The organism is Streptomyces sp. NPDC047028, from assembly GCF_040644095.1.
GTDB lineage: Bacteria > Actinomycetota > Actinomycetes > Streptomycetales > Streptomycetaceae > Streptomyces.
The window spans coordinates 103,800-128,703 of the sequence record NZ_JBEYVS010000016.1 but is presented as its reverse complement, the minus strand read 5'-3'; the positions used below and the strand labels follow the sequence as shown (position 1 = coordinate 128,703).

At 74.1% G+C, this 24,904-nt stretch carries 19 protein-coding genes; 10 read left to right on the top strand and 9 right to left on the bottom strand.

Annotated elements, in window-relative coordinates; genetic code table 11:
• Positions 1-795 (bottom strand): CoA transferase subunit A, encoded by a 795-nt coding sequence (locus ABZ854_RS16780; RefSeq protein WP_361210711.1) that lies wholly within the window; start codon positions 793-795, stop codon positions 1-3.
• Positions 796-1,043: 248 nt separating this feature from the next.
• Here ABZ854_RS16780 and ABZ854_RS16775 point away from each other — a divergent pair, with 248 nt between their 5' ends.
• Genes ABZ854_RS16775 through ABZ854_RS16755 form a run of 5 tightly spaced genes read left to right on the top strand, consistent with a single transcriptional unit; the run spans position 1,044 to position 5,870 of the window.
• On the top strand, positions 1,044-2,315 hold the full coding sequence (locus tag ABZ854_RS16775; RefSeq protein ID WP_361210708.1) for a substrate-binding domain-containing protein: 1,272 nt from the start codon (positions 1,044-1,046) through the stop codon (positions 2,313-2,315).
• Positions 2,316-2,330: 15 nt separating this feature from the next.
• Positions 2,331-3,140, top strand: a complete 810-nt coding sequence (locus ABZ854_RS16770) for an ABC transporter ATP-binding protein (protein WP_361210705.1) — start codon at positions 2,331-2,333, stop codon at positions 3,138-3,140.
• Complete coding sequence (locus ABZ854_RS16765; protein WP_361210702.1) at positions 3,137-3,898, top strand: ABC transporter ATP-binding protein; 762 nt, start codon at positions 3,137-3,139, stop codon at positions 3,896-3,898. The genes ABZ854_RS16770 and ABZ854_RS16765 overlap by 4 nt, the downstream gene beginning before the upstream one ends.
• Positions 3,898-4,785, top strand: coding sequence for a branched-chain amino acid ABC transporter permease (locus tag ABZ854_RS16760; protein WP_361210699.1), 888 nt, complete (start codon positions 3,898-3,900; stop codon positions 4,783-4,785). The genes ABZ854_RS16765 and ABZ854_RS16760 overlap by 1 nt, the downstream gene beginning before the upstream one ends.
• Complete coding sequence (locus ABZ854_RS16755) at positions 4,782-5,870, top strand: branched-chain amino acid ABC transporter permease (RefSeq protein ID WP_361210696.1); 1,089 nt, start codon at positions 4,782-4,784, stop codon at positions 5,868-5,870. The genes ABZ854_RS16760 and ABZ854_RS16755 overlap by 4 nt, the downstream gene beginning before the upstream one ends.
• Before the next feature lie 66 nt (positions 5,871-5,936).
• On the opposite strand, the gene ABZ854_RS16750 is transcribed toward ABZ854_RS16755, so the two are convergent.
• From ABZ854_RS16750 to ABZ854_RS16740, 3 genes are all read right to left on the bottom strand, one after another.
• Entirely contained in the window at positions 5,937-7,838 is a 1,902-nt protein-coding gene (locus ABZ854_RS16750) for a GAF domain-containing protein (RefSeq protein ID WP_361210794.1), read from the bottom strand.
• A gap of 143 nt (positions 7,839-7,981) precedes the next feature.
• Positions 7,982-9,382, bottom strand: coding sequence for an MFS transporter (locus ABZ854_RS16745; RefSeq protein ID WP_361210693.1), 1,401 nt, complete (start codon positions 9,380-9,382; stop codon positions 7,982-7,984).
• A 120-nt stretch (positions 9,383-9,502) separates the two neighbouring features.
• A complete protein-coding gene (locus tag ABZ854_RS16740; RefSeq protein ID WP_361210690.1) occupies positions 9,503-10,279 on the bottom strand; it encodes a 3-hydroxybutyrate dehydrogenase in 777 nt (258 codons plus the stop codon).
• 188 nt (positions 10,280-10,467) lie between these two features.
• Here ABZ854_RS16740 and ABZ854_RS16735 point away from each other — a divergent pair, with 188 nt between their 5' ends.
• Entirely contained in the window at positions 10,468-11,829 is a 1,362-nt protein-coding gene (locus ABZ854_RS16735) for a tannase/feruloyl esterase family alpha/beta hydrolase (protein WP_361210687.1), read from the top strand.
• Positions 11,830-11,850: 21 nt separating this feature from the next.
• Here ABZ854_RS16735 and ABZ854_RS16730 read toward each other — a convergent pair whose 3' ends face one another.
• From ABZ854_RS16730 to ABZ854_RS16720, 3 genes are all read right to left on the bottom strand, one after another.
• On the bottom strand, positions 11,851-13,362 hold the full coding sequence (locus tag ABZ854_RS16730) for a cellulose-binding domain-containing protein (RefSeq protein WP_361210684.1): 1,512 nt from the start codon (positions 13,360-13,362) through the stop codon (positions 11,851-11,853).
• A gap of 143 nt (positions 13,363-13,505) precedes the next feature.
• Positions 13,506-14,846 carry a radical SAM protein gene (locus ABZ854_RS16725; RefSeq protein ID WP_361210681.1) on the bottom strand — a complete coding sequence of 447 codons (1,341 nt, stop codon included), beginning with the start codon at positions 14,844-14,846 and terminating at the stop codon, positions 13,506-13,508.
• Between the two features lie 84 nt (positions 14,847-14,930).
• Entirely contained in the window at positions 14,931-15,938 is a 1,008-nt protein-coding gene (locus ABZ854_RS16720; RefSeq protein ID WP_361210678.1) for a hydroxyacid dehydrogenase, read from the bottom strand.
• 240 nt (positions 15,939-16,178) lie between these two features.
• On the opposite strand from ABZ854_RS16720, the gene ABZ854_RS16715 reads away from it, so the two are divergent.
• Together ABZ854_RS16715 and ABZ854_RS16710 are read left to right on the top strand one after the other, a co-directional pair.
• Positions 16,179-17,447: an ROK family protein gene (locus ABZ854_RS16715; protein WP_361210675.1), complete on the top strand. Its 1,269-nt coding sequence runs from the start codon at positions 16,179-16,181 to the stop codon at positions 17,445-17,447.
• Positions 17,448-17,463: 16 nt separating this feature from the next.
• The gene (locus ABZ854_RS16710) at positions 17,464-20,331 is read left to right on the top strand and encodes a glycoside hydrolase family 2 TIM barrel-domain containing protein (protein WP_361210672.1); all 2,868 of its coding nucleotides are present in this window, start codon (positions 17,464-17,466) and stop codon (positions 20,329-20,331) included.
• Between the two features lie 16 nt (positions 20,332-20,347).
• On the opposite strand, the gene ABZ854_RS16705 is transcribed toward ABZ854_RS16710, so the two are convergent.
• Positions 20,348-21,640 (bottom strand): MFS transporter, encoded by a 1,293-nt coding sequence (locus ABZ854_RS16705; RefSeq protein ID WP_361210669.1) that lies wholly within the window; start codon positions 21,638-21,640, stop codon positions 20,348-20,350.
• Between the two features lie 101 nt (positions 21,641-21,741).
• Between ABZ854_RS16705 and ABZ854_RS16700 the strand changes: the two genes are divergently transcribed.
• Together ABZ854_RS16700 and mmuM are read left to right on the top strand one after the other, a co-directional pair.
• The gene (locus ABZ854_RS16700; protein ID WP_361210666.1) at positions 21,742-22,314 is read left to right on the top strand and encodes a WHG domain-containing protein; all 573 of its coding nucleotides are present in this window, start codon (positions 21,742-21,744) and stop codon (positions 22,312-22,314) included.
• Positions 22,315-22,323: 9 nt separating this feature from the next.
• Positions 22,324-23,250 (top strand): homocysteine S-methyltransferase, encoded by a 927-nt coding sequence (mmuM, locus tag ABZ854_RS16695; protein ID WP_361210663.1) that lies wholly within the window; start codon positions 22,324-22,326, stop codon positions 23,248-23,250.
• Between the two features lie 27 nt (positions 23,251-23,277).
• Here the strand turns inward: mmuM and ABZ854_RS16690 are convergent, their stop codons facing one another.
• On the bottom strand, positions 23,278-24,846 hold the full coding sequence (locus tag ABZ854_RS16690; protein ID WP_361210791.1) for a carboxylesterase family protein: 1,569 nt from the start codon (positions 24,844-24,846) through the stop codon (positions 23,278-23,280).
• Positions 24,847-24,904: the final 58 nt, after the last annotated feature.

Sequence of the window (24,904 nt, the reverse complement as noted above, 5' to 3'; positions counted from 1 at the left end):
TCAGTTCTCCTCTGCCACGGTAGTCGTCGCGGCCGTGGCGGCCGGGCGGGCGGCGCGGACGGTGCGGCGTTCGACGCGCTTGTCGGCCGGGTCTGCGAGGACGATCCGGTCCACGTAGATGCCCGGCAGGTGCACCGCGTCCGGCGGTATCTCGCCGGGTTCGACGATCTCCTCCGCCTCCAGCAGGGTGGTGCGGCCCGCCATCGCGCACAGCGGGTTGAAGTTGCGGGCGGCCGCGTGGAAGACGGCGTTGCCGTGCCGGTCGGCGGCCTGCGCGCGGACGAGCGCGTAGTCGGCGGTGATGGCGCGCTCCAGCAGGTAGCGGCGGCCGTCGAACTCCCGTACCTCCTTGGCCGGGGAGCCGATCGCGACGCCGCCGTCGGGCCCGTACCGCCAGGGCAGTCCGCCCTCCTCGACGAGGGTGCCGACGCCGGCCGGGGTGAAGAAGGCGGGGATGCCCGCGCCGCCGGCCCGCAACCGTTCGGCGAGGGTGCCCTGCGGGGTGAGTTCCACCTCCAGTTCACCGGTGAGGTACTGGCGGGCGAACTCCTTGTTCTCGCCGACGTACGAGGAGGTCATGCGGGTGATCCGGCCGGCGCGGAGCAGCAGCCCCAGACCCCAGTCGTCGACGCCGCAGTTGTTCGACACGACCTCCAGGCCGGAGGTGCCGGCCCGCGCCAGCGCGGCGATCAGTGTCGACGGGATGCCGCACAGCCCGAATCCGCCGACCGCGAGGGTGCTCCCGTCGGGGATGTCCGCGACCGCCCGCCCTGCCGATGTCGCCACCTTGTCCATGCGTTGCCTTTCCGTCCGGTCCCGGGGGACGCGTGCCGGGCCTCGTGTCGGGTCCCGGCGCTGCCACCCTCGCCAGCGGCGGCGGCACTGTCCATGTCGGCCGCCGCCATGGAACCGGGCCGGGATACGGGGCGCGGCCACATACCGGCGTCCCGGTGCCGCTCCTAGGTTCAGGGGGCCATCACCCCCCATGACCCCCTCACTCCCTCACCCCCCGTCAAGTGGCCCGTCGAACCAGGAGCTTCACCATGCGGTCCCCTCGTTCTCCCCGTTCCCACAGCACCGGCGTCCTGAGACGCGCTCCCCGCTCCGCCCCGTCCGCCCCGGCCGCCCCCTCCGCCCTGTCCGCCGTCTCCGCCCTGGCCGCGGTGGCCCTGCTGGCCGGCTGCTCGGCGGCTGGCACGGCCGGTTCGGGCGGCTCCCACGGCTCCTCGGACCCGGTGAAGGTCGGCGTTGTCTACTCCCGCACCGGGCTGCTCGCCTCCTACGGCGCCCAGTACGCGCAGGGCTTCAAGGCCGGCCTGGACTACGCCACCCACGGCACCGGCAAGGTGCACGGCCGACGCGTCGAGGTCACCTACCAGGACGACGCCGGCGACCCGGCCAAGGCGGTGGCCGAGGGCAAGGACCTGATCGGCAAGGGGTACAGGATCCTGGCCGGCACCACCGACTCCGGTGTCGCCCTGCAGATGGCGCCGCTGGCCGCGCAGAACCACGCCCTGTACATCAGCGGGGCCGCCGCGACCGACGCCGTCACCGGGATCAACCGCTACACGTTCCGCTCCGGACGGCAGTCGTACCAGGACATCCTCACGGCCGGCACGATGCTGGGCTCCCTCAAGGGCAAGAAGATCACCGTGCTCGCCCAGGACAGCACCTTCGGGCAGGCCAACGTGGCCGCGGTGAAGGCGGTGCTCGGGGCGAAGGGCGCCGAGGTCGGCTCGGTTCTGGCCCCGCCCAGCGCCACCGACCTCACCCCCTTCGCCCGGCAGACCAAGGCGGGCGCGCCCGACCTGGTGTTCGTCGCCTGGGCCGGGTCCACCGCGTCGGCGCTGTGGACCGCCCTGGACCAGCAGGGCGTGCTGGATTCGAGCAAGGTGGTGACGGGGCTGGCGGGTACGGCGTCGTACTCGGCGTTCGGGCCCGGCGCGGACAAGGTGGCGTTCCTCGCCCACTACTTCCCCGGCGCGGGGGGCAAGAACCCGGTCGAGGAGGCGATGATCAACGGGGTGACCAAGGCCGGCGGCACCCCCGACCTGTTCAGCCCCGACGGGTTCACCGCGGCGCAGATGATCGTGCACGCCATCGCGGCCGGGTCCGCCGACGACACCTCGGCCATGGTGAAGGCGCTTCAGGGCTGGTCGTTCGACGGGCCCAAGGGGCACGAGCAGATCCGCGCCGCGGACCACGCCCTGCTGCAGCCGATGTTCCGGGCCCGGCTCACCAAGGGCAAGCCGGTGCTGATGGCCACCGAGCCGGCCGCGAAGGTGGCCCCGCCCGTCCAGCACATGAAGGGCTGAGGGGTGACCACCCCGATGACCCCAAGGACAGCGGCACACCCCGCCGACCGCGGCCGGGACCACGCGACCGGCGCGACCGGCTCCCCCGCCCTGCTGCGGCTGGCCGGTCTCGGCTGGACGGTGGGCGGGGCCACCATCGTCGAGAACGTCACCCTGGACGTCCGTGAGGGCGAGTTCCTCGCGTTCATCGGGCCCAACGGCGCGGGAAAGACCTCCCTGTTCAACCTGATCAGCGGGTTGGCGCCGGTGAGCGCGGGCCGGATCGAACTCGACGGCACCGACCTCACCGCCCGGCCCCGGCACGCCCGCGCCCGGCTCGGTCTCGGCCGCACCTTCCAGACCTCCAGCCTCTGGCCGGGGATGACGGTCGCCGACCACGTCCGGCTGGCCGCCCAGGCCGCCGGGGGCGGCTCCTACCGGATCTGGCGGCGCGCCGGCCGCTACGACGGGCAGGTGGACCGGATCCTGGAGCGCACCGGGCTGCGGGGCCGCGAGCACGCGCGGGCCGGCTCCCTCTCCCACGGGGAGAAACGCAAGCTGGAACTCGCCGTGCTCCTCGTCGGCGACCCCCGGGTGATGCTGCTGGACGAGCCGATGGCCGGGGTCAGCGCCGAGGAAGTGCCCCCGCTCACCGAGCTGATCGGCTCGCTGCACCGCGACGAGGGCCGGACCGTGCTCATGGTCGAGCACCACATGGACGTCCTGCTGGGGCTCGCCGACCGGGTCGCCGTCATGCACCACGGCACCCTGCTCGCCGTGGACACCCCGGACCGCGTCATGGCCGACCCGACGGTGCAGCGGGCCTACCTCGGGGAGGCGCTGTGAGCCTGCTGACGGTACGTGACCTGCGCGTCGTCATCGGCGGGCGGCACATCCTGCACGACGTGGACCTGGACGTCCCCGCGCACGGCGTCACCGCTCTGCTGGGCCGCAACGGCGCCGGCAAGACCACCACCGTGCGCGCGATCCTCGGTCTGGTCCCGCGCACCGGCAGCGTGCTCCTGGACGGCACGGAGACCACCGCGCTGAGCACCCACGCCCTGGTGCGCCGCGGCATCGGCTACGCCCCGGAGGACCGCGGTGTCTTCGCCGCCCTGACCGTGACCGAGAACCTGCGGCTGGCCGAACGCCCGGGGGCCGGCCCGCCCGACTACGACACGGTGTACGAGCTGTTCCCCGAACTGCTGCGCAGGGGGCGGCAGTCGGCCGGCACGCTGTCGGGCGGCCAGCAGCAGATGGTCGCCATCGCGCGCACGCTGCTGAACGGCAACCGGCTGATCATCGCGGACGAGCCGACCAAGGGGCTCTCACCGAAGGTCGTCGCCGAGGTCGCCCACGCCCTGGAACGGGCGGCCGGGGCCGTGCCCGTGCTGCTCGTCGAGCAGAACCTGGCCCTGGTCCGCCGCCTCGCCGGGACCTGCGTGGTCCTGGCCGACGGCCGCACCGTGCACCGCGGACCGGCCCCCGACCTGCTGTCGGACCCGGAGGCCACGCGCCGCCTCCTCGGCGTCGGCAGACGACAGACCCCCGCCGGCACGTCGTCCCCCGGCGCCGGCCGGCCGGACGCGGGAGAGGAACGCTGATGGCCACGATCGTGCTGCTCACCGCCACCGGGCTCGGGCTCGGTGCGCTGTACTTCCTGGTCGCCTCCGGGCTGTCGCTGATCTTCGGCCTGATGGACGTGCTGAACTTCGCGCACGGCGCCCTGCTGTCGGTCGGCGCCTACGCCACCTGGTGGGCCGCGTCCGGTCACCTGCCCGGCGCGGGATCCGGCGGCGCCGGGTTCGCCCTCGCGGTCGTGTTCGGCACGGCCGTCGGCACCGTGGCGGCCGTCGTGCTCGAACTGGCCGTCGTCCGCCCGCTGTACGACCGGCCGCGCGAGCAGATCCTCGCCACGGTCGGGGTGGGGCTCGCCGTCCCCGCGCTGCTGTCCGGCATCTGGAGTGCCGACGCCCGGACCTTCCCCGGGCCGAGGGCGCTGTCCGGCACGGTGGCCCTGCTCGGCGCCCGGATCCCCACCAACCGGTTCGTGCTGGTCGGCGCGGCCCTGGTCGTCCTCGTCGCGCTGAAGGTGTTCCTCGGCCGTACCCGGCACGGGCTGGTGGTGCGGGCCGGGGTCGAGGACCGGGCCATGGTGACCGCGCTCGGCACCGACGTCCGCACGGCGTTCACGCTGGTCTTCGCGATCGGCGGCGCGGCCGCCGCCCTCGCGGGGGCGCTCGGCGGCCTGTACTTCGGCTCGGTCTCGCCGGGCCAGGGCACCTCACTGCTGGTCTTCGCCTTCGTCGTCGTGGTCACCGGCGGGATGGGCTCGGTCACCGGTGCCGCCGTCGCCGCCCTGGTGGTGGGGCTGGTCCAGCAGTTCGCCAACTACTACGCGGCCGGTGGGCTCGGCGACCTGTCGGTCGTCGTCCTGCTCGCCGTCGTCCTGCTCGTCCGGCCGCACGGACTCACGGGGAGACTCGCATGACCAGCACCCAGCTCACCGACCGGCCGGCGGCGCCGACCGCGCACGCCGCCGGAGAGCCGCCGTACCGCCGGATCACCCGCTGGTGGCCCGCCGTGCTCCTGGCGCTGCTGTTCGCCGCGCCGTACAGCGCGCTGCCCCTGCCGGGTCTGCTCGACGGGCCGATCGGCAGCCCGGGCAACCTGCAACTGCTCGGCCAGTGCCTGGTGTTCGCGGCCGTCGCGACCGGCTACGACCTGCTGCTCGGCCGTACAGGTCTGCTGTCCTTCGGTCACGCCCTGTACTTCGCCGCCGGCGCCTACCTCACCGCCGTCCTGATGGTCAGTGGCGGGCTGCCGCTCGGCGTGGCGGCGGTGCTCGGGCTGGTGTCCGGGGCGCTGCTCGCGGTGCTGCTGGGCTCGGTGAGCCTCCGGGTGACCGGGATCGGGTTCTCGATGGTGACGCTCGCGTTCGCGCAGGCCGGTTCGATCCTGGTGGCCCGGAACCCCGGTTCGCTGACCGGCGGCGAGGAGGGACTCGCGGCACCGGCGGAGCGGCTGCCGGACTGGCTGGTCGGCATCGGCCACACCGCGAACCTGTACTGGATCGCGCTCGGCTACCTCGTGCTGACGCTCGCCGTCGTGCACTGGGCGACCCACTCGCCGACCGGCCGGGTCTGGGAGGGCATCAGGGAGAACGAACGCCGGGTGGACGTCCTGGGCCTGCGCCCCTACGGCTTCAAGCTGACCGCGTTCGTCCTGTCGGGCACGCTCGCCGCCCTCGGCGGGATCGTGTACCTGCTGCTGACCGGCGGCGCGACCCCGCAGACCACCACCTCCGACTTCACGCTGTCCCTGCTGGTGATGGTGGTGCTGGGCGGCTCCGGCAGCCGCTGGGGCCCGCTGATCGGCGGCCTGCTCTACACCTGGGCCGACCAGCGCCTCGGCGACCTCGCCGGTTCGGACGCGATCGCCGGTCTGCCGCCGGTCCTGCGGGTGCCGCTCTCCCAGCCGCTGTTCCTGCTCGGCGCACTGTTCGTCGCCGTCGTCCACCTGCTGCCCGGCGGCATCGCCCGGCTGCCGGAACGCCTCCGCGGCACAGCACGGTAGGGGCGGCACCACCGCCGGGTGCCGCAAACACTTCGGGGCCCGGAGTCTCCTCCGGGCCCTTGCGCGCTACACGGTCAACAGGTTGAGCTTCAGGGCCAGTTGTAGCTCCAACGCCCGGTCCGGCTCGTTCCAGCCGGGGCCGAGCAGGGAGCCGATGCGGTCCAGGCGCTGCACCACGGTGTTGACGTGGATGTGCAGGTCGTCCTTGGCGCGGGTCAGGCTGGCCCCGCAGTCGAAGTAGGCCTGGAGGGTACGGACCAGGTCCGTCCCCCGCTGGGCGTCGTACTCCAGCAGCGGGCCGAGCACGGAGTGCACGAAGCGGCGTACGTCGTGCCCCTCGCCCAGCAGCACGCCGAGGAAGCCGAGTTCGGCGGCGGACGCGCCCTCGCCGGTGCGGCCCAGGACTCCCATGGCCCGCAGGCAGCGGCGGGCCTCGGCGTGGGCGGCGGCCAGCGCGGCCGGGCCGGACGCCGGTCCGGACGCGGCGACCGTCACCGGGGCGCCGACGAGGTACGTCAGCCGGCCGGCGGTCGTGCGCGCCACCCCGGCCGGGTCGGCACCGGCCGCGTCGGGGCCGTCGTACGGCAGCAGGATCACCGTGGTCTCGTCGTGCTCGGCGCTGATCCCGCCCCGGCCGAAGAGGTGCTGGGCGGCGGCAGCGGACAGCTTGGACCGGGTCCGGGCCGGGGCCTGGGCGACGAGCACGAGGTGCGGGTGCTCCAGGTCGGTGCCGAGCCGCCGGCCGCGGTCGACGAGTCCGGCGGGGTCGCGGTGGGCGGCGGTGAGGACCTCGGTGAGCAGCTCGCCGCGGATCCGGTTCTCCGTCTCGGTGACCGTCCGGCGCAGCAGGAGCAGCAGTGCGGTGACCACGCCGGCGCGTTCGAACAGGCGCCGGTCGGAGTCCTCCAGGGCCGGGCGGTCGAGCGCCACGAGGCTGCCGAGGAGTTCCGGCCCGGCGAGGACGGCGCACACCCAGTGGTCGCCGAGCGGGACCGCGCGGGCGGCGGCCCGGGACTCGGCGACGGCCTCGGCGAGGTCGTCGAGGCCGAGTTCGGGGCCGTCGCCGGCCTGGGCCATGCGGTGGCCGGTGGGGTCGATGATGGCGATGGCACAGCCGAGGAGTTCGCCGACGGCGGCGGCGATCTCGCCGGCGGCGCCGCCGCGCAGCACCAGGTCGGTGAGCCGGTCGTGGGCCTCCTCGGTGCGCTGCATCGCGGACGAGTGCTCCCGGATGACGGCGTTGGCCTCGGCCAGGTCGGCCAGGGCCGCGCGGGTGTCGGCGAGGGCGCGGGCGGTGTCGATGGCGATCGCCGCGTGCGCGGCCAGCGAGCAGAGCAGGGCGGTCTCGTCCGGGGTGAACGTGCGTGGCCGGCGGTCCGCGGCGAACAGCACGCCGATCACCTTGCCGCCCTCCGCCGAGCTGGAGCCCAGCAGCAGCGGCACGCCGAGGATGCCGACCAGCCCTTCCTCCCGCACGCCCGCGTCGATGGTCTCGGTGTGCAGGAAGCGCGGGTCGGTGCCGTAGTCGGGGCTGGCGTACGGCTGGGTCGTCTGGGCGACCAGCCCGCCGAGGCCCTCGCCGAGGCTGAGCCGGAGATTCTGGAACAGCGGGGAGACCGAGCCGTCGGTGACCCGCATGTAGGTGTCCCCGGCCCGCTCGTCCGGCAGGGTCAGATAGGCGGTGTCGGTGCCGAGCAGCATTCTGGCCCGGCGCACGATGGACTGCAGGACGTCGTCGAGGTCGCGCAGCCCGGCCAGGTCGCCGGCCGTCTCGAAGAGTGCGGTCAGCTCGGCCTCCCGGCGCCGGTGCTGCCTGAGCGCCCGGCGCACCCGGAGGGCCGAGGCGACGGCGGCCTCCAGCTCCGCGAGATCGTCCGGGCCCGCGCCGGCGGCGCGGGCCCGGACGTGCACGGCGGTGATGTCCTCGTCCGGGGCGCCCTCCGCGAGCAGTTCCACCAGCCGCCGCATGGCGTGCGCGACGGACCCGGCGCTGCTGGTTCCCGCGGTCCCGGCAGACCTGCCGGACCCGGTGGAGTCGGCGGACCCGGCGGACTCGGCGGAGGGCTTCTCGGTCATCGGACTTCACTCACCGGCGTCGCTCGATCACTCGGTCACTGGTTCACTGGTCGGACTTCGTTCGGCCGGACCTCGTGCGCCGGCTCCGCCTCACCGTCGACGGCGGCCAGGTCGCGGCCCCGTGTCTCACGGGCGCACAGCAGGGCGACGACGGTCAGGACCGCGGCCATCGTGACATAGACCGAGATCGGCGTGGAGTCGCCGTACGACTTGATCAGGGCGACGGCGATCAGCGGTGCGGGCGCGCCGGCGGCCACCGAGGCGAACTGGGCGCCGATGGAGGCACCCGAGTACCGCATCCGGGTGGCGAACAGTTCGGAGAAGAACGCGGCCTGCGGGGCGTACATGGCGCTGTGGAAGACCAGGCCGACGGTGACGGCGAGTACCAGTTCGGGGAACGACCTGGTGTCCAGCAGACCGAAGAAGGCCCAGGACCAGGCGCCGACGCCGACCGCCCCGACGAGGTAGACGGGCTTGCGGCCGATGCGGTCCGACAGGGCGCCGAACAGCGGGATCAGGCAGAACTGGATGGCGGAGCCGATCAGGACGGCGTTCAGTGCCGTCTGTTTGCCCAGTCCCAGGTGGTCGACGCAGTAGGCGAGGACGAATGTGGTGATCACGTAGTAGGAGATGTTCTCGGCCATCCGGGCGCCCATGGCGACCAGCACGTCCCGCCAGTGGTGGCGCAACACGGCGAGCAGGGGCGTCTGTTCGGCCTTGGTCTCGGCGCGGCGGGCCTCGGCCCGTGCCTGTGCCTCCTTGAACAGCGGGGACTCGTCGACCCGCAGCCGGATCCACAGCCCGACGCCCACCAGCACCGCCGAGAGCAGGAAGGGGATGCGCCAGCCCCAGGCCACGAACGCGGAGTCGGACTGGACGCTGGTCATGAACGACAGCACGCCGACGGCGAGGAGGTTGCCGGCGGGCGCCCCGCCCTGCGGCCAGGAGGCCCAGAAGCCGCGGCGGCGCGGGTCGCCGTGCTCGGAGACGAGCAGGACGGCGCCGCCCCACTCGCCGCCGACCGCGAATCCCTGGACGAGGCGCAGCACGGTGAGCAGGACCGGTGCGGCGACGCCGATGGTGTCGTAGCCGGGGACGAGGCCGATCAGGGTGGTGGCGCAGCCCATCAGCAGCAGGCTGAGCACGAGGAGCCTCTTGCGGCCGATGCGGTCGCCGAAGTGGCCGAAGAACAGCCCGCCGAGCGGCCGGGCGGCGAAGCCGATGGCGTAGGTGAGGAACGACAGGAGGGTGCCGGTGAGCGGATCGGTGTTCGGGAAGAAGACTTTGCTGAACACGAGTGCGGCCGCGGAGCCGTAGAGGAAGTAGTCGTACCACTCGATGGTGGTGCCGATCAGACTCGCCGCCACCACGCGGGGCAGGGCGGTCGGGCGGGCGCCGGCGCGGGGCGCGTCCGGGTGGGTGTGAGTGCCGGCCATGGTGTCACCGTCTCGGGGAGGGAGGTCGGGGAAGGGGACGTGGGGGGCGGGATCGGAAGGGGCGTGGGGAGGGGGTACGGCGGACGGGTGGAGGAGGAAGCCGTCGGGGCGCGCCGGGGGTCAGTGGGCGGTCCAGCCGCCGTCGAGGGCGAGGGAGGTGCCGGTCATGGAGCGGGACTCGGGGCGGCACAGCCACAGCGCGGCCCGTGCGACCTCGTCCGGTTCGATGAGCCGCTTGATCGCCGGGCGTTCGAGGATCACCTCCTCGATGACGTCCTGCGGGGCGATGCCGTGCGCGGCCGCCTGGTCGGCGATCTGCTCCTCGACCAGCGGCGTTCGCACGTAGCCGGGATTGACGCAGTTGCTGGTGACGCCGTGCGGGGCGCCCTCCAGCGCGATCACCTTGCTGAGGCCCTCAAGACCGTGCTTGGCGGTGACGTAGGCCGCCTTGTAGGGACTGGCGCGCAGTCCGTGGACGGAGGAGATGTTGACGATCCGGCCCCACTGCCGCTCGTACATGTGGGGCAGGGTGCGGCGGACGATGCGGAAGGGGGCCTCGACCATGACCCGCTGGATCAGGGTGAACCGTTCCGGCGGGAACTCGTGCAGCGGGGCGACGTGCTGCAGTCCGGCGTTGTTGACGACGATGTCGGCGTCGGCGGGCAGCCCGTCCACGGCGGCGGGATCGGACAGGTCCACCACCAGGGCCGTACCGCCGCACTCCTGTGCGACGGCCTTGGCCGCCTCGCCCGCCCGGTCCACGACGTACACCTGGGCCCCGGCCGCGGCGAAGGCGAGCGCGCAGGCCCGCCCGATCCCGCCGGCGGCGCCGGTGATCAGCGCGGTGCGTCCACCGAGGAAGCCGGGGTCGTGGGTTTGGTTGTGGGTGCTCTCCATGCCGGTCACCGTAGGGACCCCGGACACGGTCTCCCATGTGGGTGGCGGCCATACCGGGCGCTCGGGATGTGGCCGTCAGCTCCATACCGCCACGGGCGCGGGTTTGGTGTTCTCACGTAGGGGCACGAGCGCGCGGCGACACGGTGCGCCCGGCCCGGCCCGCGCCTCGACGCCACAGGAGATCAGGGATGACCCACACCGGCCCGACCACTCCGCCCGCAGCTCACCCCCCTGCTCCGCACGCCGCTGCTCCGCACGCCGGGTCCCGTCGGCGGGCGACGGTCTCCGTGCCGGGGGCCGAGCTCCAGAAGTCGGCGGTCCTCGAGGATCTGACCACGGTCGGCACGCTGCGGTCCGGACACACGGTCGCGGCCGACTGGGAGGGCCTGCACGCGGCGGACGACCGATGGCGGGAGCGGCACGTGCAGGTCCCGGGCACGCAGATCGACGGCTGTTTCCCCGCGGCGACCGGCCTCAACACGCACCACGGGTGGCGGCACGACGCCCAGTTCGTCCTGCGCCTGCCGGACGCGTGGAACGGCAAGCTGGTCGTCACCGCCGCTCCCGGCATCCGCCGCCAGTACGCCTGCGACCGGGTCATGGCGGACTGGCTGCTGGCCCGCGGCTACGCCTGCGCCACGACGGACAAGGGGAACTCGGGACCGGACTTCCTCACCGCCGGTGAGCGGCCCGGCGACGTCCTGGCCGACTGGGAGCGGCGGCTCGCCGAGCTGGCCGTGGCCGCCCGTGCCACCGTGCGCGCCCACTACGGCGCCGAGCCGCACCGCCTGTACGTCGCCGGGGTCTCCAACGGCGGCTACGCGACCCGGGTGCAGCTGGAGCGGCACGCCGACCTCTATGACGGCGGTGTCGACTGGGAGGGCCCGCTGTGGCGGGCCGGGGGCCCGAACCTGCTGACCCACCTGCCCGCCTTCCTCGCCCACTATCCGCGCTACCGGGACACCGGGGACCCGGCCGCGCACCGGCGGCTGCTCGCGGCCGGTCTGCCCGCCGGCTCGGAGTTCCTGTGGGCGGCGCACCACCAGGTCTACTGGGACTTCACCCAGCGCACCTACCGGGCGGTCTTCGACCCGGACTACCCGGGGCCCGGCCTGCCGCGCACCGGCACGCCGTTCGCCGGGACCGGCACGCCCGGCGGCGACGCGGACTACGACTACGCCACGCGGCCGGCCGTCGTGCGCGAGGCGGTCGCCCGGGTGTCGCTGACCGGGGCGATCGGCCGACCGCTGCTGTCGTTCCACGGCACCCTCGACACGCTGCTGCCCATCACCCTGCACTCGGACGCGTACGCCGAGCTGGTCGCGGGGGCGGGCCGGGCCGCGCTGCACCGCCAGTACCGCATCCAGGGCGGCACCCACGTCGACGGCTTCTGCGATCTGCACCCGGGCCGGCTCCGCCCGCTCACGCCCGTCTTCCGCACGGTCTTCCGGGCGCTGGAGGAATGGGTGGAGAACGGCGTCGAACCGCCGGCGGGCCGCACCGTGCCGTGGCACGAGGGAGTGGACGACACCGACATCCGCACCTGGTGACCGACCGGGCGCGGCTCGGGGTCAGCCCGTGGCGCAGGGCGCCCCGTTGAGGGTGAAGGCGTACGGCGCCCGGTTCCGGCCCTGCCAGGAGGCGAGGAAGCCGAAGGACAGGGTGCCGTGGGCGGTGACGGACCGGTTGTAGTCGGCGGCGACGGCGGTGACGCGGGAGCCGTTCTGCCGGGCGGTGGCGTCCCACATCTGGCCGACCCGCTGGCCGTCGCGGAAGGACCAGGCGACCCGCCAGTCGGTGAGCGCCCCGGCCGTGGTGACGGTGACGGTGGCCTGGAAGCCGTCGGACCACTGGCCGTCCAGGTGGTAGGAGACCCGGCAGGCGGCGGCCCCGGGGCCGGCGGAAGCGCTCGCGCGGGCGGAGGCGGTGGCGGAGGCCGTGCCCTGTGGTTCGGGGCCGGGCCCGGGCTTCGCGCGGCCGGTCGCCGTCCTGGTGGGGGTGGCGGACCGGTGTGTGACGGACGGCCGGGGGGCGGGGGCGGAGGCCCGGGAGCGGGAGGGGCTGGGGACGGGCGCGGCCTGGGAGGTGGCCGGGTCGGCGACCGGCCGGCCGGCGTCGTGCACGGCCGCGGTGTCGGCGGCGGAACCGCCGAACGGCATCAGCGACGCGCCGAGCGCCAGCGCCGACAACAGGACGGCGGTGCCCACCAGCCCGCCCAGGAGGAGCCGGTGGCGGCCCGCGCCCTCCCTCTCCTCACCAGGTTCGGGCCCGGCCTGCCCCGGCCGGCCCGCGCCGAGCCGGACCTCGGCGGCACGGCGGCGGCGCTCCAGGTAGGCGAGGGCGCCCCAGCCGATCACCCCGCCGGTCAGGGCGGCGGGCAGCCCACCGCCGTGGAGACGCAGGCAGGCGGCGGCCTCCGCGCACGGCACGCAGGTGGCGAGGTGCCGGGACAGGTCCTCGGGGGTGTCGGCGCCCGCGGAGCGGGTGACCGCGTCCAGGAGGCGGGCGTAGCTGCGGCACTCCGTGTCCATCGGGGTGTCCCGGTGGGCGCGGTGGCAGCGGTCCCGGAACAGGGCCCGGACCTCGTCGAGTTCGAGGGCGACCATGGCCGGGTCCAGGCCGAGACGGCGGGCCGCGGCGGGCAGCGGCAGCGCCTCCGCCTCGGCGAGCCACAGCAGCGCGGCGTCCCCCTCCTGCATGTCCCGCAGGCCGCGCAGCGCGACGGGCCGCCGCAGGGGCGGGCCGGTGTAGCGGGCGGCCTGCGGGGAGTTGAGCCAGAGCCGCAGGTCGGGGTCGAGCTTGTGGCCCTGGCCGCCGGCCTCCCAGGCAGCGGCCGTCTCCCGTACGGCGGTGAGCAGCTCCGGGATGACGGGCAGCCGGGTGGAGCGGCGGCCGGCTCCCCGCACGGTGGGCGCCGAGGCCGCCCGGATCTCCCGCATGCCGCGGGTGAACGCCTCCGTGGCCAGCTGGTGCGCGGTCAGCGAGCCGGACGTGCACAGGTCGGCGTAGGAGAGCACCGCGTCCCAGCACTCGGAGAACAGGGCGGCCTCGGTGGGGCCCTGAGGGGCCGGCAGGTCGGGCATGGGACTCCCGCGTCCACGAGCGAGGTCAACTCACCACAGGGAAATCGGAGTTGGAGGGACCCTCGCGGCAGGGCACAGAGCCTTTCACGTCCTCGACACAACTGACAAGCCGCGTTTCCACATCGGCTCGCCGTGCGCCGGTCTCACACCTCGGCCGGCTCCCCGGCCGTCCCGGTGGGCTCCCGCGCCGGCAGGCTGTCCATGAAGGAGCTGACGGAGAACACCGCGTTGCCGGGGCCGGGCGGGCCGTAGCCGGGGGGCGAGGACAGGCCGAAGTCGTCCATGGTCTGGCGGTAGGCCTGGAGGAGCCGGATGTGGTACTCCAGCGGCGCGCCCTGCGGGTTGGCCTTGCCGAGCGGGGTGGTGGGCTCCGGGCACCAGGTCGTGAAGCGGGGGGTGATGCCGTGCGACATGAAGAAACGCAGGCCCTCGGTGGTGGAGGCGATGGCCTCGTCGACCGTCTTGAAGCCGAACGGCTCGGCCATCTCCACGCCCGCCACGAAGTTGGGGATCACGTTGCGCGCGCCGAAGACGTCGGCGGAGTCCAGGATGCGCTTGTGCCACTCGTCGCGGCCGACGTAGCGCTCCTTGCCGGGGCAGTACATCTTGAACAGGTACTCGTCCCACACCTCGAAGTTGGGGTGGTAGATCTGCACGCCGTAGTCCTTGAACCGCTGAACGTCCGGCTTGGGCAGCGCCTGCGCGACGACCTTGCCGATCCAGCGGCCGGGGAAGCGCTCCTCGATGGCCTTGGCGTAGTGGCCGTAGAAGTCGGCCTCGTCGCGGCCGGCCACCTTCGAGGTGATGGCGCCGCCGGTCAGGGTGTAGGCGGTCGACGCCTTCTGGGTGTCGTACCGGTCGATGATCTCCAGGGCTTCGAGGACCTCGTCGACGTCCTTGACCCCTGTGTACGGCCGCCCGGCGGCCTTGTGCTGGCGCCAGTTGTGGTTGATGTCGCAGTACTGGCACTCCTCCTTGGCGCCGAAGTACTGGCAGACCCGGAAGACGGTGAGGTAGATCAGGTAGCCCCACTGGATGGTGGGGGCGACCTCCATCACGGACTTCCCGTTGGCGAGGGTGTGCCGGTAGTACTCCGGCATCGGGGGCACTCCGACGTCGGAGATCCGCTTGCCGTCGAGGTACAGGCCGAGCTGCCCGTGCTCGTCGGAAGCGACCCGGTAGGGGGACGCGGGGTTCACGCGGACGGAGACGACGGTACGGCGCAGGTCGTACGGGCCACCGGTGAGGATGATCTCCTCCGGGGGCCGGCGCAGGGCGGCCTCGCCCAGCTCGGGCAGGGTGCCGTGGTCGAAGGAGAAGATGAAGTACGACTTCGGCTTGACCTCGCCGTCCTCGTTGTCACTGAGCGCGGAGGGGTCGAAGGCGACGCCTCCGCGGAGCAGGTCCTCCTTGAAGACGGCCTCCCGCGGCACATGCGGAAAGCGCTCCATCAGATCCTCGACCAGCGCGGTGCGACTGCCCATCCGTATCTCCTCCCGGCTCAGGCGTTCACCCCTCACCGTATGCCCCTGCCCCCGGCCGGGCCGTGCCGGGTCGGGTCAAGCGCGTCAGGCGGTTCGTTCCAGCGTCGACCGGTCGACGGCATGCAGCAGACCGTCGCCCGTGGACAGTCGGCCGGCCTCCTCCACGACCGTCAGGCCGAGACGGGCCAGTTCGTTGCCCTGGGAGCCGGCGAGGTGCGGGGTGAGGACGACGTTGGGCAGGTCGAACAGGGGCGAGTCGGCGGGCAGCGGCTCGGGGTCGGTGACGTCCAGGACGGCGCTGATGCGGCCGGTGCGCAGTTCGCCGATCAGGGCCCCGTGGTCGACGAGGGCGCCGCGCGCGGTGTTGATCAGCACCGATCCGGAGGGCATCAGGGCGAGCCGGGCGGCGTCGATCAGGTGCCGGGTCTCGGGGGTGTGCGGGGCGTGCAGGGTGACGATGTCGGAGGCGCTCAGCAGGTCGTCCAGCGGCAGCAGCGGCACACCGAGGCGGGCCGCCTCGGCGTCGTCGACGTACGGGTCGGCGAGGCTCACGCGCAGGTCGTGGGGGCGCAGCAGTTCGATGAGGCGGCGGCCGATGCGGGAGGCGCCGACGACGCCGACGCGGCGGCCATGGTTGCCGGCGCCCGGGACGATGTCGCCGTGGGGGAAGGTGCGTCGGTCGCGCAGCCGGTCGCGGACGGCGAAGGTGTCCTTGCCGGCGAGGAGGATCATCGCGAGCGTGTACTCGGCCACGGGCAGGGCGTTGGCGGCGGCGGCCGAGGAGACGGCGATGCCGCGCCGCCAGAGGTCGGGGGTGACGAATCCCTTGACCGAGCCGGCCGCGTGCAGCACGGCGCGGAGCTTCGGTGCCGCGTCGAGCGCGGCGGCGCCGAGGACGGGGCAGCCCCAGCCGGTGATCAGGATCTCGGTGCGGGCCAGGGTGTCCCTCACCCGGGGGTCGGTGAAGTCGTGCGCCACCAGCGTGGGATCGATGTCCACGTAGGCGCGGAGCCGTTCGAGGAGGCCGGGCGGGAAGAGGTGCGGCACGTTCCGGGCCGTCATGGCGAAGAGTGCCTGGGGGCGGTCGGGCAAGGGCGTGCCTTCCGGCTCGGGGACACACTGACGGCGAGTGCGCCGACAGCAAGCGCTCTCTACGATAGGGCGCGGCACGGGAGAGGGTCAACGGACGCACCCTTCGCCAGCCGGACGCCCGTCGGCCGGCTTCATATGGCCCATTTCCCAACCCCTTGCAGAAGTGCCGGCCGACTCATAGCCTGACCCCCGCGCCGGTGCCCAGTGGCCCGGCCGGGACGGGAAGGACACGAGGGTTCCGTGAAGCGCACGTCACGTGACATCCGCACCGCGAACCGGTACGAGGTGCTGCGGCAGATCATCGCCGGCTCCCCCACCTCCCGGCAGGAGCTGGCGGCGGCCACGGGGCTGAGCCTGGCCACGGTCGCCACGCTCGTCGGCGAGCTGCTGGACCTGCGAATGATCACGGAGGTCGGGTTCGAGGACTCGGCCGGCGGCCGTCCCCGCGGGCTGGTCGCGGTCCACCCCTCCGGCGGCGCCCTGATCGGCGTCGACATCGCGGAGACGTACGTCCATGCCGAACTGTTCGACCTGGCGCTGAACGTGGTGGCCCGGACGGAGGAGGATCTACGGCCCGACGAGAGCCGTCCGGAGCAGGTGGCCGGCCGTGTCGCCGCCGCCGTCGGCTCGGTGACGGACCGGGCCGGGTCAGACGCGTCCCGGGTGCTCGGCGTCGGCGTGAGCGTGCCGGGCCAGGTGGACCGGGACCGGGGGGTCGTGGAGTACGCGGCCAACTGGGACTGGCACGACGTACCGCTGCTCGATCTGCTCGCCGGACGGATCCCCCACCCGCTGTACCTCGACAATCCGCTGCGGGCCTGTGTGGTGGCCGAGTTGTGGTTCGGGGCGGCGCGGGGCCGCGAGGACGCCGTGGTGGTCAACCTCGGCACCGGCGTCGGCGCCGGCCTGGCGCTGGGCGGCGGGCTGCACCGCGGGGTGAGCAACAGCGCCGGCGAGTGGGGGCACACCACCCTCGTCCTGGACGGCCGGCAGTGCCACTGCGGCAACCGCGGCTGCGTGGAGACGTACGTCGGCGCGCCGGGCATCATGCGGAACCTGCGCGAACGGGATTCCGGCTCCGCGCTGTTGCACCCGGACGACCAGACCGCGACCGTCGACGCGCTGGCGCGGGCGGCCGCCGCGGACGATCCGGTGGCGCTCGGCGTGGTCCGGGAGACGGCCCGCTATCTGGGTGCGGGCATCGCCGACCTGGTCAACCTGCTCAACCCCGAAGTGGTGGTGCTCAGCAGCTGGGTGGCGTCCCGGCTGGGCGAGCCGCTGCTCGGTGAGGTGCGCGAGGCCGTCGCCCGGCACGCGCTGCGGCGGCCGCTGGCCGCCACCGAGATCGTCCTGTCCCCGATCCCCACCGACCCGGTGTCCCTCGGCGCGGCCACGTTCGCGCTGGAGGGTGCGCTGCGGTCCGCCGGCCGGCGGACGGCCACCACCGGACGCACCGCCCCCGCGGCGGGCCGTGCCGCAGAGCCTTCGCAGACCGGTATCACCGGCTGAGCCAGGAGAGCGACCGATGACCTTGAGCACCCGTACGAGCACCGGCTACGTCGAGGACTTCTCCCCGGGCCGCGGAGCGCTGCCGCCCCGTGCCTGGTACGCGTCCTCCGACGCCCCGTCCCTCTCGCTGGGCGGTTCCTGGCGCTTCCGGCTGTCCGGGACGGCGGGCGCCGAGGACGACTCCTTCGCGGCGCAGGGCCATGACGCCGGAAGCTGGGCGGAGATCGCCGTCCCGGGCCACTGGGTGCTCCAGGGGCACGGGGCGCCCGCCTACACCAACCACGTGTATCCGTTCCCGGTGGACCCGCCGCGGGTCCCCACCGAGAACCCGACCGGTGACCACCTGCGGTACTTCGACCTGCCGGCCCACTGGCCCGCGCCGGGCGACGGGGACGCCGTCCTCCGGTTCGACGGTGTGGAGTCCTGTGCCCGCGTCTGGCTGAACGGCACGGAACTCGGCGAGTTCAAGGGCTCCCGGCTGCCGCACGAGTTCGCGGTCGGCCGTCTGCTGAAGACCGTGGACAATGTCCTGGCGGTCCGTGTCCACCAGTGGTCGGCCGGCTCGTACCTGGAGGACCAGGACCAGTGGTGGCTGCCGGGCATCTTCCGGGACGTCACCCTGCTGCACCGCCCGGTGGACAGCGCCCGGGACTTCTTCGTACACGCCTCCTACGACCACGCGCGCGGCACGGGCACCCTGCGGGTCGACTCCGACGCCGCCGGCCGCGTGACCGTCCCGGACCTCGGCATCGACGTCACGACGGGCGAGGACGTGACGGTGCCGGTCGAGCCGTGGTCGGCGGAGATCCCGCGGCTGTACGACGGCGTGCTGGACACCGGGGGCGAACGGGTGCCGCTGCGCATCGGCTTCCGCACGGTCGAACTGTCGGACGGACTGATCAAGGTCAACGGCCGGGCCGTCCTCTTCAAGGGCGTCAACCGGCACGAGTGGCACCCGGAGACGGGCCGGACGCCGGCTCCGGAGACCATGCGCGAGGACGTGCTGCTGATGAAGCGGCACAACGTCAACGCCGTCCGCACCTCCCACTACCCGCCCCACCCCGCCTTCCTCGACCTCTGCGACGAGTACGGGCTCTGGGTGATCGACGAGTGCGACCTGGAGACCCACGGCTTCACCGAACAGGGCTGGCGGGACAACCCCGTCGACGACGACCGCTGGACCCCGGCGCTGCTCGACCGCGCGGCCCGCACGGTCGAACGGGACAAGAACCACCCGTCCGTCGTCATCTGGTCCCTCGGCAACGAGGCCGGCACCGGCCGGGGCCTGACCGCGATGGCCGAATGGATCCACGGCCGCGACCCCTCCCGGCTCGTGCACTACGAGGGCGACATCGACTGCCGCGACACGGACATGTACTCGCGGATGTACGCCGGTCACGCCGAGGTCGAGCGGATCGGCCGGCACCTGGACGGCGGCACCCTCAAACGCCGCCGACTGCCCTTCATTCTCTGCGAGTACGCCCACGCCATGGGCAACGGCCCCGGCGGACTCGCCGACTACCAGCGGCTGTTCGAGCGCTACGACCGGCTCCAGGGCGGCTTCGTCTGGGAGTGGATCGACCACGGCGTCAAGGACGAACGGTACGGCTACGCCTACGGCGGCGACTTCGGGGAGGAGCTGCACGACGGCAACTTCGTCTGCGACGGCCTGCTCTTCCCCGACCGGCGGCCCTCCCCCGGCCTCGCCGAGTACAAGAAGGTGATCGAGCCGGTCGCGATCGAGGGCGACGCCCGCGGCGGCACGATCCGTGTCACCGACAAGTACGACTTCGCCGACCTGTCCGGCCTCGCGTTCACCTGGTCCTACGAGGTGAACGGCGAGTCCGTCGCCTCCGGGGAACTGGAGGTGCCGGCGCTGTCCCCCGGCGCGTGGGCCGACGTCAAGCTGCCCCAGCCGCCGCCCGCGGCCCCGGCCGGCGAGGCCCTCTGGACGGTCCGGGCCGTCCTCGCCGCCGACACGGCGTGGGCGCGGCGGGGGCATGAAGTCGCCTGGGGCCAGTTCCCGGTGTCCGCCCGCACGGTCCCGGCATTCCCGGCCCTCGTCCGCCCGGTGCGGGCCGACGGGCTGATCACCCTCGGCCCCGCCGCGTTCGACGCCCGTACCGGTGCGCTGCGGCGGTGCGGCGACGTGGAGGTGACCGGGTTGCGCCTGGACGTGTGGCGGGCGACCACCGACAACGACGACGGCGCCGACTGGCAGAAGGGCGTCCGCCTCGGCCCGCTGTGGCGCACGCTCGGCCTGCACCGCATGCGGCACCGGCTGGACGCGGTGGAGCGGGACGACGACGGGCTGACGGTACGGACCCGGGTGGCGCCCGCCGCCCGGGAGTTGGCGCTGTCGACGGTATACCGCTGGCAGTCGGACGGAGACCGGCTCCGGCTGACCGTCTCCGTCGAGCCGGAGGGCGACTGGACGGTCCCGCTGCCCCGCCTGGGCATCCGCTTCGGATTGTCCGCAGCCGACCGTGTGCGGTGGTTCGGGGGCGGTCCCGGCGAGGCGTATCCCGACACCAGGACGGCGGCGGTGGTCGGCCGCTGGGAGTCGAGCGTGGACAGCATGCAGACGCCGTACGTCCGCCCGCAGGAGAACGGTGCCCGCATCGGCGTCCGGTGGGCCGAGCTGGGCGGCCTGCGCGTCGAGGGCGATCCGGCGTTCCTCCTCACCGCCCGCCGCTGGACCACCGAGCACCTGGACGCCGCCGCCCACCGCACCGACCTGACCCCCGGCGACACCGTCTGGGTCAACCTGGACCACGCCCAGCACGGCATCGGCTCCCAGTCCTGCGGCCCCGGCCCGCTCCCCCAGTACCACCTGCACGCCGAACCGGCGGAGTTCACCTTCGTCTTCTCCGCGGCCGGCTGACCTGAGCCGCCGCGGGTCACGTCCCGCGGCGGGCCGCCCGGCGGACCGGCGTGAGGAGGGCGGCCGCGGCGATCAGCACGCAGGCGCCGCCCGCGAGCGCGGCGACCGGGGTGGTCCCGTGCTGTTCGGCCGCCCAGGTCAGGACGGCGGCGCCGACGGGGGCGGCGGAGTAGTGCAGGGTCCAGAAGGCGGAGGTCACCCGGCCGAGGAGGTGTTCCGGGGTGACCTCCTGGCGCAGGGACATGGAGCAGGTGCCGGCCATGGCGACGCAGGCGAGGAAGGCCGCGCTGAGGCCGGCCAGGGCGACGACGGGGTGGAGCAGTCCCAGTCCGGCGAAGGCCAGGCCGCACACGGTGACCGAGCCGATCCAGGTGGGGCCGAAGCCCGCCCGCCGGCGCACACGGGCGACGAGCAGGGAGCCGGCGATGCTGCCGACGGCGCCGGCCGCCATCACCGTGCCCACCGTGCCGTCGTCGTGCCCGAGGTCGTGCTTGATGTGGTAGATCACCAGGTCGTTCAGGCCGAGGGTGAAGAAGCTGAAGCCGAACAGCAGCACGGTCAGCGAGCGCAGCACCGGGTGTCGGTACAGGAAGGCGACACCGGTGCGCAGGTCCTGCCGGAGGCCGCCGGCCCCGGCCCCGGCGGCGTGCGCCGCGTCAGCCGGATTTTCGTCGGCGGTGCGGTCGTCGGCGGGGCGCGGCCGCAGTCGTACGAGGGACAGGCAGGCGGCCGACACGGCGAAGCTCGCGGCGTCGACGGCCACGGCGCCGGCGGGTCCGGTCCAGGCGGCGACCAGGCCGGCGCCGAGCGGGCCGAGGACCCCGGCCAGGGCGGCGGTGGCGTTCAGCCGACCGTTGGCCTCGGTGAGCCGGCCGGTGCCGACGAGGCCGCGGACGACGGTGACGTAGCCGACGGCGAACAGCATCCCGACGGCCTCGCAGACGGGCAGGACCGCGTACAGCAGCCAGACGCGGGCGCCGAACGCCCAGACGACGGGGACGAGGCCGTACAGGACCATGCGGACGAGGTCACAGCCGATGAGCAGGCGGCGCCGGTCGACCCGGTCCACGACGGTGCCGGCGAAGACGGCGGCGAGCACGGAGGCGACGCCGCCGACGGCGGTGAGCAGGCCCATGCTCGCCACGGACCCGGTGGCCCGGAGGACCAGCAGGGGCAGGGCGATGAGGGCGAAGGCGTCACCCAGGACGGACAGGGTCTGGGCGGCCCAGAAGATGCCGAAGTCCCGCTGTCTCCCGAGGGGCCGGGGTCCGGTGGACGCACTGCCCTTCCCGACGAACGGTTTCTTCAACAACCTCTCGTACCCCTCCGGTTGGCCGACTCCCGCGCACGCTAACAGGGCGACTCCCTAGAGGGCCTAGGATTTTCCCTGGATGTCCGAGGAGGTGACGCATGGCCCGTGCGGGGCTCACCGTCGAGCGGCTGGTCGGGGCCGCCGCCGAACTGGCCGACGAGGCCGGGTTCGAGGGGGTCAGCGTGTCCGCGCTGGCCCGGCGCTTCGGAGTGAAGGACGCCAGCCTGTACTCGCACGTCCGCAATCTCCAGGAGCTGCGCGTCCGGCTCGCGCTGTACGCGGGCGGCGAACTGATCGAGCGGATCGCCGGCGCCGTGGCCGGACGGGCGGGCAAGGACGCGCTGGCCGCGTTCGCGGGCGCCTACCGCTCCTACGCCCTGGAGCATCCGGGCCGGTACGCGGCCACCCAGATCCGGATCGACCAGGCGCTGATCGCCGACGCCCCCGCCCTGCGCCGTACCGCCGAGATCACCTACGGCATGCTCCGCGCGTACGGCCTGGAGGAACCCGATCTGACCGACGCCGTCCGGCTCCTGCGCTCCACCTTCCACGGTTACTGCGCCCTGGAGTCCGCGGGCGGTTTCGGCGCGGCCCGGGACGTGCAGGCGTCCTGGGACCGGGCGATCGACGCCCTGCACGTGACGCTGGAGCACTGGCCCCGCAGGACGTAGCGTCGTGCCATGAGCGTCACCCCCTTCGCCCGGGCGCTCGGCGCCGGGACGCTCGTCCTCGACGGCGGGACGGCCAGTCAGCTGGAGGCGGCCGGGCACGACCTGAGCGACGAGCTGTGGTCGGCGCGCCTGCTGGCGGACCGGCCGGAGGCGGTCACCGCGGCGCACCTGGCCTACTTCCGGGCGGGCGCCGACGTGGCCATCACGGCCGGCTACCAGGCCACGTTCGAGGGCTTCGCCCGGCGCAGCACCGGCCGGGCGGAGGCGGCGCGGCTGATCGCGCTGAGCGTGGAGCTGGCCCGGAGCGCCGTGGCGGAGGCTCACGCGGGCGGGGTGACGCGGCCGTTGTGGGTGGCGGCGTCGGTCGGGCCGTACGGGGCGATGCTCGCGGACGGCTCGGAGTACCGCGGGCGGTACGGGCTGGACGTGTTTGAGCTGGAGCGGTTTCACCGGCCCCGCCTGGAGGTGCTGGCCGGGGCCGGGCCGGACGTCCTGGCGCTGGAGACCGTGCCGGACGCGGTGGAGGCCGAGGCGCTGCTGCGGGCCGTACGGGGGCTCGGGGTGCCGGCGTGGCTGTCGTACACCGTGGACGGTGTGCGGACGCGGGCCGGCCAGCCGCTGGAGGAGGCGTTCGCACTCGCCGCCCCGGTGGAGGAGATCGTCGCGGTCGGTGTGAACTGCTGTGCGCCCGAGGACGTGGACCGGGCGGTGGAGATCGCGGCCCGGGTCACGGGCAAGCCGGTCGTCGTCTATCCCAACAGCGGGGAGACCTGGGACGCGCGGGCCCGGGCCTGGGACGGCCGCGTCACGTTCGGCGCGGGACGGACGGAGCGGGTCGAGGCGTGGCGGGCGGCCGGGGCGCGGTTGATCGGCGGGTGCTGCCGGGTGGGACCGGCGGGGATCACCGGCATCGCGCGCACCCTGGGCACGGGCTGAGCGTCCCGGACCCCCGGGACGTCGTTCTCACCGGCGGCGGGCGCCCACCGAGCGGCGCAGGCGGCGCATGGCGGCGGCCAGTTCGGCGCCGGGGGCGCGGGGTTCGACGGGCGGGGGCGGCGCGGGGACCCTCGGGGCGGCCGACCAGAGGGCGAGTTCCGCGTCCCGCGGACCGTATGCGGTATGCGGTGGACCGTCGTCGAAGACCCGCACCGGGTGGGTGACGTCCCACGGCTGCCAGCCGGGGTCGCCGACGGTGGCGAACCGTACCCAGGCCCCGTGCATGGCGTCGCACAGCTCCTGTGGGGCGCCGTCGCCGGCGAGTTTCGCCGACTCGGGGATGTCCCCGCTGTCGAAGACGAAGCCCAGTTCGAGGGCGTGGCAGGAGCCGAGGGCGGGCAGGCGGGACGGCCAGGCGAACTCGTAGAGGTAGGAGGTGCCGGGCCGGGCGTCGGCGAGCCGGTGCAGGGGTACGCGCAGCAGGTGGTCGGTGACCATCTGGCCGACGATCTCGGCGGTGCCGGCGTCGGGGTGCAGGGCGCGGTAGCCGCGCGGCACCTCGTGGCCGACGTGGCAGCGAGCCATGGCCCCGGCCAGGGCGACCGCGCCGAGCCGGTCGACGCGTTCCACCAGGCCGCCCGGCACCAGCCACAGCCGGTACTCGTCGCGGGTCCAGCCCATCAGCAGGTCGACGCCCCGGGCGGCCTCCCCGTCGACGATGGCCTTCAGCGGGTCGCCCGGCACCAGGTCGCCGTCGACGACGACGCCGAAGGCGGGGCCGCCCAGGACGGGACTGCTCAGCCGGCCGACCTCGGCCTGGGTGCGCAGCAGCAGACCGGGGTCCACGCCGGCGAAGGCCTCGGCTGTGGCGGGGATCTTCAGCCGGGTGGCGACGCGGCGCACCATCCGCCGCACCTTGTCCCGCGTGGACACCTCCGGCGCGCCGCTCTGCAGCACGGCCCGCCGGACGAGGCCCTGGCTCTGCGGGGCGGCGAGCAGGATGCCGGCGCTGATCGCGCCGGCGGACTGGCCGCACAAGGTGATCCGGTCGGGGTCGCCGCCGAAGGCCGCGATCGCCCGGTGGACCCAGCGCAGGGCGGCGAGCTGGTCGCGCAGGCCGGGGTTGGGCGGGGCGTCGGGGAAGAGGCCGTAGCCTTCGAGGCCGAGCCGGTAGTTGGCGGAGACGCAGACGACCCCGTCGCGGGCGAAGGCCCGGCCGTCATAGACGGGTACGGCGGAGGATCCCCTGGTCAGGGCGCCGCCGTGCAGCCAGAGCAGGACGGGGAGCCGGGCGCCGGGGCCGGGTTCGGGGGTCCACACGTTCAGGTTGAGGCAGTCGTCACCGGGGATGTCGGGGTCGGACAGGTACTGGGCGAAGGCTTCGGAGTACGGCGGCTTCGGCGCGGTCGGCCCGAAGGACCCGGCATCGCGTAATCCGTCCCAGGGCTCGGGCGGCTCGGGCGGCCGGAACCGCAGACGGCCGACGGGCGGGGCGGCGTACGGGATGCCGCGGAACACCGCGACGCCGTCCTCGTACCGGCCGCGTACGGCTCCGTGCGGCGTCCTGACCACGGGGCCGCTCTGCTCTGCCGTCATCGCCCACCAGCCCTTCGCCGTGCTCATGCCCATTCGTCCACAGCGTCGTACCGCCTGA

Excerpts from the sequence above, each read along its gene's own strand:
- ABZ854_RS16770 (WP_361210705.1), top strand. The coding sequence starts at position 2,331 with ATGACCCCAAGGACAGCGGCACACCCCGCCGACCGCGGCCGGGACCAC.
- ABZ854_RS16700 (WP_361210666.1), top strand. The coding sequence starts at position 21,742 with ATGGCCCGTGCGGGGCTCACCGTCGAGCGGCTGGTCGGGGCCGCCGCC.
- ABZ854_RS16780 (WP_361210711.1), bottom strand. The coding sequence starts at position 795 with ATGGACAAGGTGGCGACATCGGCAGGGCGGGCGGTCGCGGACATCCCC.
- ABZ854_RS16690 (WP_361210791.1), bottom strand. The coding sequence starts at position 24,846 with ATGACGGCAGAGCAGAGCGGCCCCGTGGTCAGGACGCCGCACGGAGCC.
- ABZ854_RS16745 (WP_361210693.1), bottom strand. The coding sequence starts at position 9,382 with ATGGCCGGCACTCACACCCACCCGGACGCGCCCCGCGCCGGCGCCCGC.
- ABZ854_RS16710 (WP_361210672.1), top strand. The coding sequence starts at position 17,464 with ATGACCTTGAGCACCCGTACGAGCACCGGCTACGTCGAGGACTTCTCC.
- ABZ854_RS16750 (WP_361210794.1), bottom strand. The coding sequence starts at position 7,838 with ATGCGGCGGCTGGTGGAACTGCTCGCGGAGGGCGCCCCGGACGAGGAC.
- ABZ854_RS16730 (WP_361210684.1), bottom strand. The coding sequence starts at position 13,362 with ATGCCCGACCTGCCGGCCCCTCAGGGCCCCACCGAGGCCGCCCTGTTC.
- ABZ854_RS16740 (WP_361210690.1), bottom strand. The coding sequence starts at position 10,279 with ATGGAGAGCACCCACAACCAAACCCACGACCCCGGCTTCCTCGGTGGA.
- ABZ854_RS16735 (WP_361210687.1), top strand. The coding sequence starts at position 10,468 with ATGACCCACACCGGCCCGACCACTCCGCCCGCAGCTCACCCCCCTGCT.
- ABZ854_RS16775 (WP_361210708.1), top strand. The coding sequence starts at position 1,044 with ATGCGGTCCCCTCGTTCTCCCCGTTCCCACAGCACCGGCGTCCTGAGA.
- ABZ854_RS16755 (WP_361210696.1), top strand. The coding sequence starts at position 4,782 with ATGACCAGCACCCAGCTCACCGACCGGCCGGCGGCGCCGACCGCGCAC.
- ABZ854_RS16725 (WP_361210681.1), bottom strand. The coding sequence starts at position 14,846 with ATGGGCAGTCGCACCGCGCTGGTCGAGGATCTGATGGAGCGCTTTCCG.
- mmuM (WP_361210663.1), top strand. The coding sequence starts at position 22,324 with ATGAGCGTCACCCCCTTCGCCCGGGCGCTCGGCGCCGGGACGCTCGTC.
- ABZ854_RS16760 (WP_361210699.1), top strand. The coding sequence starts at position 3,898 with ATGGCCACGATCGTGCTGCTCACCGCCACCGGGCTCGGGCTCGGTGCG.